The sequence below is a fragment of the Azospirillum brasilense genome, from assembly GCF_022023855.1.
Lineage (GTDB): Bacteria > Pseudomonadota > Alphaproteobacteria > Azospirillales > Azospirillaceae > Azospirillum > Azospirillum brasilense_F.
This window is the reverse complement of sequence record NZ_CP059450.1, coordinates 1,591,538-1,607,666: the sequence shown is the minus strand read 5'-3', so window position 1 is coordinate 1,607,666 and position 16,129 is coordinate 1,591,538. Positions and strand designations below refer to the sequence as shown.

Below are 16,129 nucleotides of genomic sequence, written 5' to 3'. Positions count from 1 at the left end.
CCAGAGGGCCGCCCCATGCTCGTCAAGCGCAACGCCGGAACCGCCGCCACCCGCGCCTCCCTCGCCCGCCGCCTGAACGGACTGTCCGCGGGCACCGCCGGGCTGGGAGAAACCGTCGACCGCCGCGGCTTCCTGAAGACCTCCGGCCTCGCCGCCGGGGGCATGGCGGCGCTGGGCGCGCTGCCCGCCGCGATGATCCAAAAGGCCGAGGCCGGGCCGACCCTGCCCAACGTCGAGATCGTCACCCGCAAGAACGTCTGCACCCACTGCTCGGTCGGCTGCACGGTGATCGCGGAGGTGCAGAACGGCGTCTGGACCGGGCAGGAGCCGGGCTGGGAAAGCCCGATCAGCCAGGGCGCGCACTGCGCCAAGGGCGCCTCGGTGCGCGAGCTGACCAAGGGCGAGCGGCGGGTGAAATACCCGATGAAGCTGGTCGACGGCCAGTGGCAGCGCATCTCCTGGGATCAGGCCATCGAGGAGATCGGGACCAAGCTGCTGGAGATCCGCGAGCAGTCCGGGCCGGACGCCACCTTCTGGCTTGGCTCCGCCAAATTCTCCAACGAGGGCGCCTATCTCTTCCGCAAGCTGGCGGCCTTCTGGGGAACCAACAACGTCGATCATCAGGCGCGCATCTGCCACAGCACCACGGTCGCCGGGGTGGCGAACACCTGGGGCTACGGCGCCATGACCAACAGCTACAACGACATCCAGAATTCCAAGGCGCTGCTGATCATCGGCGGTAACCCGGCGGAGGCGCACCCCGTCTCGTTGCCGCACATGCTGCGCGGCAAGGAGCACAACCGCACGCCCTTCATCGTCATCGACCCGCGCTTCACCCGCACCGCCGCCCACGCCACCGACTATGTGCGCATCCGGCCGGGCACCGACATCCCGGTCACCTGGGGCATCCTCTGGCACATCTTCGAGAACGGCTGGGAGGACAAGGAGTACATCCGCCAGCGCGTCTACGGCATGGACGAGATCCGCGCCGAGGTGAAGAAGTGGGACCCCGCGACGGTGGAGCGGGTCAGCGGCGTGCCCGGCGAGCAGCTCTACCGCGTGGCGGAGGCGCTGGCGAAGAACCGGCCGTCCACCGTCATCTGGTGCATGGGCATCACCCAGAAGACCACCGGCACCGCCAACGTCCGCGCCCTGTCGATCCTGCAGCTGGCGCTCGGCAACATCGGGGTGGCCGGCGGCGGCGCCAACATCTACCGCGGCCATTGCAACGTGCAGGGCGCCACCGACTTCGGGCTCGACGTCTCCACGCTGCCCTCCTACTACGGGCTGGCCGAGGGGGCGTGGAAGCATTTCTGCCGCGTCTGGGACGTCGACTACGACTGGATGAAGGCCCGCTTCTCCTCCAAGGAGCTGATGGAGGCCAAGGGCATCCCGACCACCCGCTGGTTCGACGGCGTCACCTACAAGCCGGAGGAGATCCAGCAACCGTCGCCGCTGAAGGCGATGGTCGTCTTCGGCCACGGCGGCAACACCGTTACCCGCATGCCGGAGATGCTGAAGGGGCTGGAGCAGCTGTCCCTGCTCGTCATCGCCGATCCGCACCCGACCACCTTCGCCGCCTTCAAGGAACGCAAGAACGGCACCTACATCCTGCCGGCCTGCACCCAGTTCGAGACGGACGGTTCGCGCACCTGCTCCAACCGGTCGATGCAGTGGGGCGAGAAGGTCGTGGAGCCGATCTTCGAGTCCAAGGACGACTACACCATCATCTATCTGCTGGCCCGCAAGTTCGGCTTCGCTGACGAGATGTTCAAGCACATCACGGTGGAGGAGACCCGCCCGGTGCCCGAGGACATCCTGCGGGAGATCAACCGCGGTTGCCTGTCCACCGGCTACACCGGCCAGTCGCCGGAGCGGTTGAAGATGCACATGAAGCATCAGGCCGACTTCGACAAGATCACCATGCAGGCGACCAGCGGTCCGCTGAAGGGCGAGTATTACGGCCTGCCCTGGCCCTGCTGGGGCCATCCGGAGCTTCGCCACCCCGGCTGCGCCGTTCTCTACGACACCTCCAAGCATGTGATGGAGGGCGGCGGCGTCTTCCGCGCCCGATTCGGGGTGGAGCGCAACGGCGTCAGCCTGCTCGCCGACGGCTCCTATTCCAAGGGCTCGGAGATCGAGGACGGCTATCCCGAATTCACCATGGCGATGCTGCGCAAGCTGGGTTGGGACAAGGACCTGACGGCGGAGGAGATGCGCGTTATCCAGGCCATCGGCGGCGACAAGACCGACGAGGTGAGCTGGCAGACCGACCTGTCCATGGGCATCATCCGCGTCGCGCTGAAGCATGGATGCTCACCGCACGGCAACGCCAAGGCCCGTGCCGTCGCCTGGAACCTGCCCGACCCGGTGCCGCTGCACCGCGAGCCGATCTACTCCCCGCGGCCGGAGCTGGTGAAGGAGTACCCGGCAATCGAGGACCGGCGCGATTTCCGCCTGCCGCAGCTCGCCCGCTCGCTCCAGTTCAAGATCGCGGACAGCGACATCCGCCAGCGCTTCCCCTTCATCCTGACCTCCGGACGGCTGGTCGAGTATGAGGGCGGCGGCGAGGAGACCCGCTCCAACCCCTGGCTGGCCGAGCTGCAGCAGTCGATGTTCGTGGAGATCAACCCCAAGGACGCCGAGCGCCTGGGCATCCGCGACGGCGGCATGGTCTGGGTCTACGGGCCGGAGGACAACTCGAAGGCGCGGATGCGCGCTCTGGTGACCGAACGCATCGGCGCCGGCACGGTCTTCATGCCCTTCCACTTCTCCGGCTACTGGCAGGGCAACAGCCTGCGGGAGAACTACCCGCCGGGCACCGACCCCATTGTCCTGGGCGAGCCGGCCAACGGGGTGACGACCTACGGCTACGACCCCATGACCTTCATGCAGGAAACCAAGGTGACGCTGTGCCGCGTCGAACCGGCCTGACGCGCCCCAGGGAGGATAGACATTCATGGCCCGCATGAAATTCCTGTGCGACGCGGAACGCTGCATCGAGTGCAACGCCTGCGTCACCGCCTGCAAGAACGAGCACGACATCCCCTGGGGCATCAACCGCCGCCGCGTCATCACGCTGAAGGACGGCGTGCCGGGCGAACGGTCGATCTCCATGGCCTGCATGCACTGCAACGACCCGCCCTGCGCCGCGGTCTGCCCGGTGGACTGCTTCTACCAGACGGCGGACGGGGTGGTGCTGCACTCGAAGGACCTGTGCATCGGCTGCGGCTACTGCTTCTACGCCTGCCCCTTCGGCGCGCCGCAGTACCCGCAGGCGACCAACTTCGGCGGGCGCGGCAAGATGGACAAATGCACCTTCTGCACCGGCGGTCCGGAAGCGGACAACACGATGGAGGAGTACCAGAAATACGGCACCAACCGGCTGGCCGAGGGCAAGCTGCCGCTCTGCGCGGAGATGTGTTCCACCCGCGCGCTGATGGCCGGTGACGGCGACGTCCTGGCCGACATCTACAAGGAGCGGACGGTGCGCCGCGGCTACGGTTCCGGCGCCTGGGGCTGGTCCACCGCTTATGGGCAAAACGACCGCGGCGACGCCTTCAGCCCGGGCCGCGAGGGCACCGGCGGGAGCTGAGGGGGTGGGGGGCTGTCTGGGGTTTTGCCCCCACCCTAACCCTCCCCCGCTGGGCGGGGGAGGGGACCATTCTCCCTCCCCTGCGCAGCGGGGGAGGGCCGGGGTGGGGGCAAGCGTCCCCCGATCACGCACCCCGCAAAGCGCACATTCTAGGGAAGGACGCGACATGACGAAGCTCCTGCGCCCCCTGTTGGTCCTGTTCGTTCTGCTGCTCGCCGCCCCGGCGGTGCAGGCGCAGTTCTACCAGACGCCGGGGCCGACCTCGCCGACCTCGAAGGACGAGGTGCAGCTCTACCAGACGCCGGACGGCAAGCTCACCGGGCGGGTCAGCATTCCCGACGGGAAGCTGGGCGTCCTGGTCCAGCCGGAAGGGCGGGAGTGGCGCGAGTTCCGCATGGTCTGGCTGAAGATCATCGCCGGCGCCCTGATTCTGGGGCCGATCGCGGTGCTGGCGATCTTCTACCTGATCCGCGGCACCATCCGCATCCAGGGCGGCCGGTCGGGGCGCCCGGTGCCGCGCTTCAGCGGCATGGACCGCTTCGCCCACTGGACGACGGCGGTCAGCTTCCTGCTGATGGCGCTGACTGGGCTGATCCTGACCTTCGGGCGCATGCTGCTGATTCCGCTGATCGGCCACCCGAACTTCACGATGCTGGCCGAGGCCAGCAAGTACATGCACAATTTCTTCAGCGTGCCGTTCGTCCTCGGGCTGGTGCTGATCTTCGTGCTGTGGGTGCGCGACAACATCCCGGAGAAGGCCGATCTCGTCTGGCTGAAGACGCTCGGCGGCGTGCTGAGCAAGTCCGGCGAGCATCCGGAGGCCGGGCGCTTCAACGCCGGTCAGAAGGGCGTCTTCTGGGCGGTGGTGTTCGGCGGTTTCGCGCTGTCGCTCACCGGCTTCCTGCTGATGATGCCCTTCGCCGTCACCGGGATCGGCGGCATGCAGATCCTGCATGTGGCGCACGGGGTGGTGGCCGCGCTGATGATCGCGCTGATCATCGGGCACATCTACATCGGCACCATCGGCATGGAGGGCGCCTTCGACGCCATGGGCAGCGGCGTGGTGGACGAGAATTGGGCCAAGGACCATCACCGCCGCTGGTACGAGGAGCAGCTCCGCAACGGCCGGGCCAACGAGGACGAACGGCTGCGGCATCGCGCGGCGGAGTGAGGCGCGGAACACCTCTCGACAGGCGGGCCGGCATGACCGATCCTTCCGCGCAACGAATTGTGCGCAGGGGGGAAGCATGCCGCTCGACCACCGGGAGTCGCTGTTCCGCCGGATCGCGGAACGGCGCGACGACCTTGTCGCGCTGACCCGCGACCTGATCCGCATCCCCACCGTGAACCCGCCCGGCGACGTCTACACCGACTGCGCGGAATTCCTCGGGCGGCGGCTGGCCGGGCGCGGCTTCGCCGTGGAGTATGTGCGGGCGGAAGGCGCACCGGGCGACAGCGACCGCTACCCGCGCACCAATGTCATCGCCCGGATCGAAGGGCGCGAGCCCGGCCCCTGCGTGCATTTCAACGGCCACATCGACGTGGTGCCCGCCGGCCAGGGCTGGACGGTCGATCCCTTCGAAGGGGTGGTGAAGGACGGGCGCGTCTACGGCCGCGGCGCCTGCGACATGAAGGGCGGGATCGCCGCGTCGATCATTGCCGTGGAGGCGATCCTGGAGGAGGGCATTCCCTTCCCCGGCGCGCTGGAAATCTCCGGCACGGTGGACGAGGAGTCCGGCGGTTACGGCGGGGTCGGGCATCTCGCCAAGCTCGGCTATTTCTCCCGCCCGCGGGTCGACCACGTCATCATTCCGGAACCGCTGAACGTGGACCGGGTGTGCATCGGCCACCGCGGCGTCTGGTGGGCGGAGATCGAGACGAAGGGCCGCGTCGCCCACGGGTCCATGCCCTTTCTCGGCAACTGCGCGGTGCGCCACATGGGGGCCGTGCTGCACCGGATCGAGACGGAGCTGATCCCCCGGCTGGCCGCCAAGCGCACCGCCATGCCGGTGGTCCCGGAAGGGGCGCGGCAGTCCACCCTGAACATCAACGCCATCCATGGCGGACAGCCCGAGGACCATGGCGGCCTGCCCAGCCCGATGGTGCCCGACCGCTGCCGCATGGTCATCGACCGCCGCTATCTGATCGAGGAGGACCCGGAGGAGGTGAGGGCGGAGATCGTTGGCATCCTGGAGGGTCTGCGCCGCGAGCGCACCGGCTTCGACTATGAGCTGCGCGAGGTGCTGGCCTTCCTGCCCACCCTGACCGACGCCGACGCGCCGGTGGTGCGGGCGGTGGGGGCGGCCATCGAGACGGTGCTGGGCCGCCCGGCGGCGCAGGTGGTGTCCCCCGGCACCTACGACCAGAAGCACATTGCGCGGGTCGGGCATCTCAAGGACTGCATCGCCTACGGCCCCGGCATCCTCGATCTCGCCCACCAGCCGGACGAGTATGTGGACATCGACGACATGGTCCATGCCGCACAGGTTATGGCGATGGCCGCCCTGTCGCTGCTGCGGCGGGAGGTGTAGGGGCCGTCTTGTAGGGGACCCCTACTTCCAGGTGACCCGGCCGCCGACCTCCTCGGCGATGAAGTCCGCCCAGCGTCCGCGGTCCCCCAGGAGGGTCGCTGGGAAATAGTCGTTCAGCTCCACGGACTGCCAGCGATAGCCGGGACGGTTGAAGATGTCGCGTCCCTCCGCCAGGAAGCGGGGCACGTCGATGCCGTCGAGGATGTCGTCGCGGTTCAGTTCCTGGTGCGCGAAGCTCTGGATCTTGTGCCGGATGAAGGCGTCGTCGCCGATGTAGGAGAAGTGCCAGCCCGCGTGGGGCAGGATGTCCACATAGGGCGGACGCGTCTCGGGCGTGTAGCGGTCCAGTGCGCCGCGGCACTCGCGGATCTGCTGGGGTGTGGTCGTTTTGGCCATCAGGCCGCGGACGGCGATGGGCACGATGTCGAAATTCTCGCCCTCGACGTTCATGAAGTTGAACTTGAAGTAGAAGCACGGCACGCGGAACCCCGCGATCATCGCCGGACTGTCGCGCAGCGACGCGACCGACCGCGCGCGCAGGATCTCGTCCACGTCCGAAATGACGATGATGTCGTCCGGCTCCACCTTGTCCAGACCGAGCGCGATGGCGTTCCGCTGCGCCCGCTCGCGCACCCAGGGATTGTCGGTTTCCGGGAAATCGGGGGCGACGACCAGCTTCACCTTGTCCAGGAAGGGCAGGAAGCGGTCGCGTTCCTCCATGAAATGCAGCGGCTTCGGCGCACCGGCGAAGGTCTGCTTGGCCTCGACGATCACGAACTGGTCGACCGTGTCGTACAACTCGCGGAAGCGCAGCTCCAGAAGGTCGAGTTCGTTGTGGAAGGTGAAGCAGTCGTAGATCTTCGGCTGGCGGCGCTGCGGCGAGGCCACCGCCGGCCAGCGCGATCCCGGCGCCGCCGTCGTCTGCACGGCATCGGCCAGGGCCAGCACATAATCCCGCTGCACACCGGTCGTCCATTCGGTGATCTGGGAGCGCAGGAACGTCTCGTCCCGCCGCGCCACCAGCTTGCGGACCATGGAGGCGAAGGGGGCCTTGCGTCCGGACAGCGCGAGGCTAGTCATCAGGTCGGTGTATTCGCGCTTGTCGAGGAGCGGACCGTCCATGACCTCGATCCGCTCCTCCAGCGCGCGGTCGCCCAGCACCTTGCCGAAGTTGAACAGGCCGTGGAAGCCGAAGGCCGGCCCCGGTACCGGCGTCCGCTCGAAGGCGAAACGGTCGGCCACGGCCTCCGGGGCGAAGCGGATGCCGGTCTTTTCCAGCGTCGGGCGCTCGGTCCGGCAAATAACGTGGTCCTCGGGGATGCCGGCCTCGAAGGGCAGGTCGCGCAGCCGGTCGAGCAGAGCGGCGGAGCGCAGGGAGAAGCCGCCGTTCCCCACCGTCATGCCGTCCTCGTACCAGCCCCAGCGGGCGCCGATGTAGTCGAAGGCGCGGAACTCCTCCGTCCAGGCCTGCGGTTCGGCGACGAAGCCGTCCCACTGGGCGATCAGGACATGGCCCGTCGTCACCAGCCGGCGCAGGCGGACGTTGATGGTGTCCGAATAGTCGTCGATGTCGTTAATCGGGGCGATGCGGTGGAAATCGACGCCGGGGATCTTCGGGTCGCGGTCGGAGAGCAGCAGGACGCTGGAGAAGCGGCAGGCGGCGATGCTGTCCCGGATGGCCATCTCGACCAGGGCGTGGTTCGCCGTGTCGGCGAACACCAGCGTGCAGTCCTCGATCCTCACCATGCCGTTCCCCGTTCTGCCGCCGGCGTCAGCCGCCCGCGGGCGCGGATCCTATCACGGCGGTTGTGGGGGTGCCACGGGCGGAGCGCCGGTCATCCTTGACGGGCGGAGGCCGGTCCCTTAGCTTGCGAAGTGTTCCCTGGGGGGCCTCGCTAGGAGGCTGAGACTCCGCCGGTCCGGCGCTTTCGTCCGGACAACGCGGTGACCCATCGAACCTGATCCGGGTCATACCGGCGTAGGGACGGGACTGAAGGGCGGCACGGCGTACCCCCATTCCATCCAGACACCGCTTGTCCCGGCAACAGTTTGTTGGTGCTGCAAAAGGTGTGTGCGGACGTGACCGAAGCCCAACTTGTCGAAGACCTGCTGGCCTTCATCGCCGCCGGAGAGGCGGACGAGGAGGCGTTCAACCGCATGGCGCTGGCCGTCTTCGCCCACCAGTTCGAGACCAACGCCCCCTACCGCCGCTTCGCCACCCAGCGGGCGCGCACCCTGCGCACGGTGAAGAGCTGGCGCGACGTGCCCGCCGTCCCGATCAGCGCCTTCAAGGACCTGACGCTGAGCGGACGCCCGCCGGAGGAATGCCCGCACGTCTTCATGACCAGCGGCACCACCAAAGGCGTGCGCGGCAAGAGCCACCACCCGACGCTGGCGGTCTACGACCGCTCGATGACCGTCAATTTCCGCCGCCGCTTCATGGCCAATCCTTACGGGGGTAACTTCGAGCGGCTGCGCATGGGCATCCTGTTCCCGACCGAGCAGGCGATGCCCAACTCCTCGCTCGCCCATTATCTGGCGCTGGCGAAGAGCGAGTTCGGGACGGCGGACAGCCGCTACCTCATCACCGACGCCGGGCTGGACGTGGACGGGGCGATCGAGGCGCTGTCCCGCGCCGAGACGACCGGCGAACCCTATGCCCTGCTGGGGGCGAGCTTCAGCGTCGTGCATCTGATGGACGCGCTGGCCGAGCGGGGGCGGAGCTTCGTCCTGCCGGCGGGCAGCCGCATCCTTGACACCGGCGGCTTCAAGGGCCAGTCGCGGGAGATGGCGGCGGAGGAGTTCTACAGCCGCCTGTCCGCGACCTTCGGCGTGCCGCGCCGCTTGTGCATCAACATGTACGGCATGACCGAGCTGAGCACCCAGTTCTACGACGACGGCAACGAGACCTGCCCGTCGGTGAAGTCCGGACCGCACTGGATACGCAGCCGGGTCATCAACCCGCTGACCGGGCAGGAGGTGCCGCGCGGCAGCGTCGGCGTGCTCGTCCATCACGATCTGGCCCATTTCAACTGCGCCTCGGCCATCCTGACCGAGGATGCGGGGGTGGAGGTGGAGGGCGGCTTCCAGCTTCTCGGCCGGGCCGACGGGGCGGACGCCAAGGGCTGCTCCATGGCGGTCGAGGACTTCCTCAAAGCGGCGCGGGCGCCCTGATGGAGCGCGCCGGGCATCTGCCGGGGCTGTCCGCCGACGCGGTGGGTTGGCGGACGCTGACCTTCCGGCGCGGCGCCGAAACGCTCGACGTGGCGGTGCCGGTGCTGGCCGAGGCGCAGATCGCTGAATTGGCAACGCGGGTGCGGACGAACGCGCGGACCTATTTGCGAAGCCGCACCGTTGCGGAGATCGCCGCCACCATCGACCGCGCCGTCGCCCGGCTGCTCGACCGCGACGACCCGTGGCGGCAAAAGGCGGAACGGCTGCTGCCGCTGGTCACCGGCTACGACGCCGAGATGGTCCGGCTGGGGCTGACCGGCTATCTGAAGACCTTCCGCGGGCCGGAGCTGCGGAAGTTCATCGCCGAGGATTTTGCCAACCCGGCGGTGCTCGACGATTTTCAGCCCATGCCCAAGGGCGGCTTCGCCCGCGCTTTCGGGCCCGAACTGCTGCTGCATGTCTGGGCAGGCAACGTGCCGGGTCTGCCGCTGTGGAGCCTGATTTCCGGCCTGCTGGTCAAGGCCGGCACGGTCGGCAAGCTGCCGAGCGCCGAGCCGCTGTTCGCCGGCTGGTTCGCGCAAATCCTGGCGGAGATCGACCCGGAGCTGGCCGACTGCATCGCCATCGTCTGGTGGAAGGGCGGCGACGAGGTGGCGGAGCGGGCGTGGCTGGGTCGCGCCGATACGGTGGTCGCCTATGGCGGCAACGACGCGCTGGAGGCCATCCGGGCGCGGGTGCCGATCACCACGCGCTTTCTGCCCTACGGCCACAAGATCAGCTTCGGCATGGTCTCCCGGTCCGCGCTCGACGCCGGGAAGGCGGGGGCGGTGGCCCGGCAGGCGGCCTACGACGTGGCGCGCTACGACCAGCAGGGCTGCTACTCGCCCCAGACCTTTTTCGTGGAGCGCGGCGGGCGGGTGTCGCCGCGCGCGTTCGCCGGCTATCTGGCGCATGAGCTGGACGCCCTCGGCGGCAAGTTCCCGCGCCGCCCCCTGTCGATGGGCGAGGCGGGCAGCGTCGCGTCCTGGCGCAACGCGGAGGAGACGAAGGGCTTTGCCGACCCCAGCCGCGCCCTGCTCGGCGATCCGGCGGGAAGCTGGGCGGTCGCCTATACGGACGCGGCGGACGGCCTCTCGCCCTGTGGGCTGAACCGCACGGTGACGGTGGGGGCGGTGGGCCGGCTGGCCGACGCGGTGCCGGGGCTGGCGCCCTACCGCGCCTTCCTCCAGACCGTGGGCATCGCCGCCGCACCGGAAGAGCTGTTCGCGCTCGCCGGGGCGCTGGGGGCGGTCGGGGTGACGCGCCTCTGCGCGCTCGGCCGCATGACCGCGCCGGAGGCGGGCTGGCACCATGACGGGCGGTTCAACCTGCTGGACCTCGTCACCATGACCGAGATCGAAGGCTCGGCGGAACGGGCGGCGGACATTTTCGCCCCCTACACGGATTGAGGCGCCGGCCATGAGCTTCGTCAGCATCGAACAGGCCGGTTACGGCGTCCCGAGCGGCGGCACCATCCTGGACCGCATCGACTGGACCATCGGGGAGGGCGAGTTCCACGCGCTGGTCGGGCGCAGCGGCTGCGGCAAGACGACCCTGCTGAAGCTGGTCGCCGGGCTGCTCGCCCCCTCCACCGGAACCGTCCGCATCCAGGGGGAGCCGGTGCGGGGGCCGGGCGCCCAGGTCGGCTTCGTCTTCCAGGCGCCGACGCTGCTGGACTGGCGGACGGTGCTCGACAACCTGCTGCTTCCGGTGTCGCTGACACGCCGCCCGCAGCCGGCGGACCGCCGCAAGGCAGAGGAACTGCTGCACCTCGTCGGCCTGTCCGGACTGGAAGGGCGCTACCCCAGCCAATTGTCGGGCGGGCAGCAGAGCCGCGTCGCGCTGGCCCGTGCGCTGGTCACCGAGCCGCCGCTGCTCCTGCTCGACGAGCCCTTCGCCGCGCTCGACGCCATCACGCGGGAGGAGTTGCAGGACGACCTGCTGAAGCTCTGCGCCCGGCACCGCACCACCGTGCTGTTCGTCACCCATGACATCGCGGAGGCGGTCTATTTGGCCGACCGGGTGGCGGTGATGGAGGGCGGGCACCTGCGCCACGCCCTGCCGGTGCCGCTGGCCCGCCCGCGCGGGCGCGACGTCCTCTACAGCCCCCGTTTCAACGCCCTGTGCCTGGAGCTGCGCCACGCCATGGATGGCAAGACCGACAGCGGCATGGCGCTGGAGCGCGCGTCGTGATGGTCCGTGCCGCCTCCGTCCTGCTGCTCGTGCTGCTGCTGGCGGGGTGGGAGGTCTATTGCCGGGTGGCGGGGGTGTCCGCGCTGGTCGTGCCGCTGCCGTCGGCGGTGCTGCGCACGCTGTGGGACGGGCTGGCGGGGGGATACCTGCTGCCGCATCTCTGGGTCACCACGGCGGAGATGGCGATGGGCCTCGCCGCCGGCTGCACCGTCGGCTTCCTCGCCGGGGTGCTGCTGGCCGAGGTGCCGGTGCTGCGCCGCCTGTTCTACCCCTACATCCTCGCCAGCCAGGTGGTGCCGAAGCTGGCGCTGGGGCCGCTGTTCATCGTCTGGTTCGGCTTCGGCATGACCTCCACCGTCGTCATCACGGCGCTGATCTGCTTCTTCCCGCTTTTGGAAAACACCATGACCGGCCTCCAGCAGGTCGATCCCAACAAGCGGGAGCTGTTCCGGATGCTGCGGGCGACCCGCCTGCAGACCCTCTTGCGGCTGAAGATCCCCTCCGGCCTGCCGGTGATCCTGGCGGGTTTGCGCGTCGCCGTGGTGCTGGCGCTGGTCGGCGCCGTCGTCGGCGAGTTCATCGGGGGGCGGCAGGGGCTGGGCGCCTCGATCATCGCGGCGCAGGGGATGATGGATTCGACCATGATGTTCGCCCTGTTCATCGTCATCACGGTGCTGGGCATGATCGTTTATCAGGCCGCCGCCGGGCTTGAGCGGTGGCTGCTGCGCCGTCCGTGGAAAGGATAATCACACGATGTTCGGGTTCCTGCGCACCCTGGGTGCCGTCGCCGTTTCCGCCCTGCTTCTGTCCTCCCCCGCGCTGGCGCTCGACAAGGTGACCGTGGCGGGCTGGAGCCAGCTGATCAGCGAGATCACCAACCTGCTGGCCGAGCCGGACAAGGGCTTCTTCAAGGCCAAGGGGATCGATCTCGGCTATGTGCCGGGGACCGGCGGCGGCTCGGCCATCCAGAACATGCTGACCGGTCAGGCCGACGTGGCCTTCACCGACCCGGCCTCCTTCTACCTCGCGCTCGACAAGGGCGAGAAGCTGATCGCCATCTACAACATCTACCCGCAGAACGTCTTCAACGTGGTGTCGCCGAAGGAGCGCAACATCACCAAGCCCGAAGACCTCAAGGGCAAGCGCATCGGCGTCTACAGCCTGTCCAGCGGCACGCGCCAGAACCTCCAGGTGCTGCTGCATCAGGTGGGGCTGAGTGAGAAGGACGTGACCATCGAGGTGACCGGCCTGCTGAACTTCGCCCCCGTCATCCAGGGTCAGGTGGACGCCACCGCGGCGACCGACACCGGCCTGCATGTCGGGATGCAGAAGGGGCTGAAGGACGTCAACGTCATCGAGGTCAAGGACACGCTGAACCTGCCCAGCGACATCTTCGTGGTGACGGAGGAGACCTACCGCACGAAGAAGGACGTTCTGAAGCGCTTCCTCGCCGCCTACCGCGACAGCGCCGCCTGGATGATCGCCGAGCCGGAGGAGGCCGCCCGCCTCGCCGTGACCCGCGCCATCAACGGCCGCGACGAGGCCACCAACCTCGCCATCATCAAGCTGCGCAACGCCTCCAGCGTGTCGGAGACGACCAAGGCCAAGGGGCTCGGCCACTTCGACCCGGCGCTGATGCAGAAGGGGGCGGACACCTTCAGGCAGCTCGGCCTGATCGCGGCGGACCTCGACATGGGCACGCTGGTCCAGTCCGACCTGATCCCCGAGTAAGGAAGGCTTGGCCCACCATGGATTTCCGCGACAAGACCGTCCTTGTCACCGGCGCCAGCCGCGGCATCGGCGCCGCCATCGCCAAGGCCTTCGCGGCGGAGGGGGCGGCGGTCGCCGTCAACTACCTGAGCAACGCGGACGCCGCCGAGGCGGTGGCGGCGGCCTGCCGGGACGCCGGCGGCGATGCCTGGGCGGTCCAGGCCGACGTGACCGACGCCGAGGCGGTGAACCGCATGGTGGAGCGCACGGCGGAGGAGTTCGGCAAGATCGACGTGGTGGTCAACAACGCCTTCCGCCCCTACGCCTTCGACCCGGAGAAGCGCAAGCTGTTCTGGGACACCGACTGGGCGGATTACCGGGGGCAGGTGGATGGCGTGCTGCTCGGCACCTACAACGTTTGCCGGGCGGTGTTGCCGGTGATGCGGCGGCGGCCCGGCGGCAGCATCGTGAACATGGCGACCGACCTCGTGGCCCGGCCCACCGTGCCCTATCACGACTACACGACGGCCAAGGCGGCGCTGGTCGGCTTCAGCCGCAATCTGGCGGCGGAGCTGGGGCCGCTGGGCATCCGCGTCAACTGCGTGGCGCCGGGGCTGGTCTACCCCACCGACGCCAGCCGGGCGACGAAGGAGGACGTGAAGGACGCCATCGTCGCCCAGACCCCCCTGCGCCGCATCGCCACACCGGAGGACGTGACCGGTCCGGTGCTGTTCCTGGCGTCGGGCTGGAGCCGCTTCATGACCGGGCAGGTGCTGTATGTGGATGGCGGGCTGGTGATGGGGTGAGGTGCGGGCGCCGTTGCCCCCCTCCCGGCCTCCCCCCGCTTCGCAGGGGGAGGAGAAAAGCCCTCCCCTGCGCAGCGGGGGAGGGAGGGACCCGCGAAGCGGGAGGGTGGGGGCAACCGGTGCCGACGCCTACTCCAACGCGATCTCCCCCTTGATCTCATGCTCCAGCCCGATGCCCTCGACGGTCAGCACGACGCGGGCCTGGAGCGTCTCGTTGCCCTTCAGCTTTCCGGCCTCCATCGCTTCGCTCACAGCGCGTTCGATCTCGCGCTGCGAGGTGACGCCGACGACCTTCAGGTACTTCCGGATGCCCATGTTGAAGGTGTCGTGGTCCATGATGCTCCTCCCTCTCTGATCGCTCCCGAAGACAACCGTCGCGGCAACGCTTTGTCCCGCCCCCTCAGTCGTCATAGAGGCCGCGGGCGGCGTCGCGGTGGCAGGCTTCGCAGTTGGTCTTGGACATTACGTCCTTGCGCAGCCAGACCTCCGGGCGGAAGCGGTGCTCGCGCAGCCACCAGCGCTGCTCGGTGATGCGCAGCAGCGCGGGGTCGCCGCGCCCGGCGGCGTTGCCGGTCAGATAGGCGCGGATCTCCGCCGCCGGGCCGGGCGGCAGGCTGGCCTTCTCGCCGAAATGGTTGTCCAGCCCGTCCATGATCCGGGTCCAGCTTCCCGCCGGCAGCAGGCCGGGCTGGAAGGCCATGTGGCATTCCCCGCATTCCTTGCGGGTGGCGTCGTTGGTCACCGGCCGGACGCGCTCGAACTCGTTGGCCGAAGCGGCGGCGCCGGACAGCAGCAGAAGAACGGTTGCGGCGATGAGGCGGCGGGGCATGGCGGGGCTCCTCATTGGCCGGCCTTATTGACCGGCGAGATAGGTGATGAAGTCGCCCTTCTCCTGCGCCGTGCAGACGCGGCCGAGGACGTTGGGGCAATCGCGGTCGAAGCGCTTCTCCACCTCCGCGGGGTCGGTGAAGCGCTTTGGGTTGGCGGAGACGGCCATCGGCTCGATCCCGCGCCCGGTCCGCTGGTGACGGCCCTGGGCGGTCGGGTCGGGGGTGTGGCAGGCGGCGCAGGCGTTGCTCTCCGGCTTGCCGCCGCCGTGCGGGCCGAGATAGAGCGCGCGTCCCCGCTCGGCGGAGAAGCCGGCGAAGGCCGGCGATTGCGCTTTCGCCTGGGCGGCATAGCCGTCGAGGAGGGCGGTGCGCGCCGGGTTCGGGGCGGCGGCGATGGCCGCGCCCACGGCGAAGACGGCCAGCGTGGGCAGGACGAAGCGGATCATGGGGCGATGACCTCGTGTCGGGTGTTGGAGCGGGCGCGCCAGCCGGCGACTTTCTTCAGGCCGAGCAGCGCGACGACCAGGGCGACATGGGCCAGGACGACGGGCAGGGAAAACTCGCCCAGCGCCTCGTGCAGCTTTTCCATCGGGGCGACGACGTCGGCGACCGCTCCGCTGAGGGCGGCGGCCCCCACCACGGCCAGCAGCGCCAGCGCCATCCAGGCGAGCAGTGGGCTGCGCTGCCCCCAGGCCCGGCCGTCACCCAGCGCCACGCGCCGCAGCCAGTCCAATGTCGCGGTCAGGGAGGGGCGGGGCAGGCGCAGCGGCCCCACCGGCATCAGCACACCGGCCAGGAGCCGCACCGCCAGCGCGGCCAGCGCCGTGTAGCCGGCGAACTGGTGCATGGCGTAGGTGTCCTCGTCCCCCGTTAGGTAGGCGACGATGAAGGCGCCCGACAGCGCGGCGTGAAAGGCGAACAGGAACAGCAGCCGACCCGGCGTGCGGCGCGCCATGGGGGGACGGAGGTCAGTCGGCGTCATGATCGTCCCCCGCGACGGCGGCGGCCAGCGACCCGGCGGTGCGGGCGACGCCCTCCCCGCCGGCAAAGGCCTGGAAGGCGAAGGCCGCCACGGCGACGACGAGCGTTGTGGCGGCGGTGTGGGTCAGCATCCTGCGGATCATCGGCGTAGTCTCCAGGGCGTCGCGTTCGTTGCGGTGGAGACTGCGCCGCCCACGCTGAACGGGGCCTGAGCGGTCCATTCAGGTGCCGTTCAGGCGGCTTTGTGCTAACTGGATTCGTCTGCCCGTC

16 protein-coding genes and 1 riboswitch are annotated in these 16,129 nt (G+C 69.1%); of the genes, 10 read left to right on the top strand and 6 right to left on the bottom strand.

From position 1 onward, the window contains the following. Window positions 1–15 precede the first annotated feature (15 nt). From H1Q64_RS20745 to H1Q64_RS20730, 4 genes are all read left to right on the top strand, one after another. A complete protein-coding gene (locus tag H1Q64_RS20745; RefSeq protein WP_237905421.1) occupies window positions 16–2,934 on the top strand; it encodes a formate dehydrogenase subunit alpha in 2,919 nt (972 codons plus the stop codon). A gap of 25 nt (window positions 2,935–2,959) precedes the next feature. After that, window positions 2,960–3,595 (top strand): formate dehydrogenase FDH3 subunit beta, encoded by a 636-nt coding sequence (gene fdh3B / locus H1Q64_RS20740; protein ID WP_014198023.1) that lies wholly within the window; start codon window positions 2,960–2,962, stop codon window positions 3,593–3,595. 166 nt (window positions 3,596–3,761) lie between these two features. Next, on the top strand, window positions 3,762–4,766 hold the full coding sequence (locus H1Q64_RS20735; protein ID WP_237905420.1) for a formate dehydrogenase subunit gamma: 1,005 nt from the start codon (window positions 3,762–3,764) through the stop codon (window positions 4,764–4,766). A gap of 76 nt (window positions 4,767–4,842) precedes the next feature. Continuing rightward, the gene (locus H1Q64_RS20730) at window positions 4,843–6,126 is read left to right on the top strand and encodes an acetylornithine deacetylase/succinyl-diaminopimelate desuccinylase family protein (RefSeq protein ID WP_237905419.1); all 1,284 of its coding nucleotides are present in this window, start codon (window positions 4,843–4,845) and stop codon (window positions 6,124–6,126) included. 21 nt (window positions 6,127–6,147) lie between these two features. Here H1Q64_RS20730 and H1Q64_RS20725 read toward each other — a convergent pair whose 3' ends face one another. Next, the gene (locus H1Q64_RS20725) at window positions 6,148–7,872 is read right to left on the bottom strand and encodes a DUF5672 family protein (protein WP_237905418.1); all 1,725 of its coding nucleotides are present in this window, start codon (window positions 7,870–7,872) and stop codon (window positions 6,148–6,150) included. 127 nt (window positions 7,873–7,999) lie between these two features. Then, window positions 8,000–8,129, top strand: a riboswitch (TPP riboswitch). Window positions 8,130–8,205: 76 nt separating this feature from the next. On the opposite strand from H1Q64_RS20725, the gene H1Q64_RS20720 reads away from it, so the two are divergent. Genes H1Q64_RS20720 through H1Q64_RS20695 form a run of 6 tightly spaced genes read left to right on the top strand, consistent with a single transcriptional unit; the run spans window position 8,206 to window position 14,048 of the window. Then, window positions 8,206–9,300, top strand: a complete 1,095-nt coding sequence (locus H1Q64_RS20720; RefSeq protein WP_237905417.1) for a long-chain fatty acid--CoA ligase — start codon at window positions 8,206–8,208, stop codon at window positions 9,298–9,300. Beyond that, window positions 9,300–10,748 (top strand): acyl-CoA reductase, encoded by a 1,449-nt coding sequence (locus H1Q64_RS20715; RefSeq protein WP_237905416.1) that lies wholly within the window; start codon window positions 9,300–9,302, stop codon window positions 10,746–10,748. Before H1Q64_RS20720 ends, H1Q64_RS20715 begins: the two co-directional genes overlap by 1 nt. A 10-nt stretch (window positions 10,749–10,758) precedes the next feature. Next, window positions 10,759–11,532, top strand: coding sequence for an ABC transporter ATP-binding protein (locus H1Q64_RS20710; RefSeq protein ID WP_237905415.1), 774 nt, complete (start codon window positions 10,759–10,761; stop codon window positions 11,530–11,532). Next, a complete protein-coding gene (locus H1Q64_RS20705) occupies window positions 11,532–12,278 on the top strand; it encodes an ABC transporter permease (RefSeq protein ID WP_237906479.1) in 747 nt (248 codons plus the stop codon). The genes H1Q64_RS20710 and H1Q64_RS20705 overlap by 1 nt, the downstream gene beginning before the upstream one ends. Window positions 12,279–12,285: 7 nt before the next feature. Continuing rightward, the gene (locus H1Q64_RS20700) at window positions 12,286–13,263 is read left to right on the top strand and encodes an ABC transporter substrate-binding protein (RefSeq protein ID WP_237905414.1); all 978 of its coding nucleotides are present in this window, start codon (window positions 12,286–12,288) and stop codon (window positions 13,261–13,263) included. Window positions 13,264–13,280: 17 nt separating this feature from the next. Further along, window positions 13,281–14,048: a 3-oxoacyl-ACP reductase gene (locus H1Q64_RS20695; protein ID WP_237905413.1), complete on the top strand. Its 768-nt coding sequence runs from the start codon at window positions 13,281–13,283 to the stop codon at window positions 14,046–14,048. 129 nt (window positions 14,049–14,177) lie between these two features. Here H1Q64_RS20695 and H1Q64_RS20690 read toward each other — a convergent pair whose 3' ends face one another. The 5 genes from H1Q64_RS20690 to H1Q64_RS20670 all read right to left on the bottom strand — a co-directional run bounded on the left by H1Q64_RS20690 (window position 14,178) and on the right by H1Q64_RS20670 (window position 16,002). Then, the gene (locus H1Q64_RS20690) at window positions 14,178–14,384 is read right to left on the bottom strand and encodes a DUF6494 family protein (RefSeq protein ID WP_149166585.1); all 207 of its coding nucleotides are present in this window, start codon (window positions 14,382–14,384) and stop codon (window positions 14,178–14,180) included. A 64-nt stretch (window positions 14,385–14,448) separates the two neighbouring features. Continuing rightward, window positions 14,449–14,877: a diheme cytochrome c gene (locus tag H1Q64_RS20685; RefSeq protein WP_237905412.1), complete on the bottom strand. Its 429-nt coding sequence runs from the start codon at window positions 14,875–14,877 to the stop codon at window positions 14,449–14,451. 24 nt (window positions 14,878–14,901) lie between these two features. Beyond that, complete coding sequence (locus tag H1Q64_RS20680; protein WP_237905411.1) at window positions 14,902–15,324, bottom strand: DUF1924 domain-containing protein; 423 nt, start codon at window positions 15,322–15,324, stop codon at window positions 14,902–14,904. Then, window positions 15,321–15,860, bottom strand: a complete 540-nt coding sequence (locus H1Q64_RS20675; protein WP_237905410.1) for a hypothetical protein — start codon at window positions 15,858–15,860, stop codon at window positions 15,321–15,323. Before H1Q64_RS20675 ends, H1Q64_RS20680 begins: the two co-directional genes overlap by 4 nt. After that, the gene (locus tag H1Q64_RS20670; protein ID WP_237905409.1) at window positions 15,847–16,002 is read right to left on the bottom strand and encodes a hypothetical protein; all 156 of its coding nucleotides are present in this window, start codon (window positions 16,000–16,002) and stop codon (window positions 15,847–15,849) included. The genes H1Q64_RS20675 and H1Q64_RS20670 overlap by 14 nt, the downstream gene beginning before the upstream one ends. Window positions 16,003–16,129: the final 127 nt, after the last annotated feature.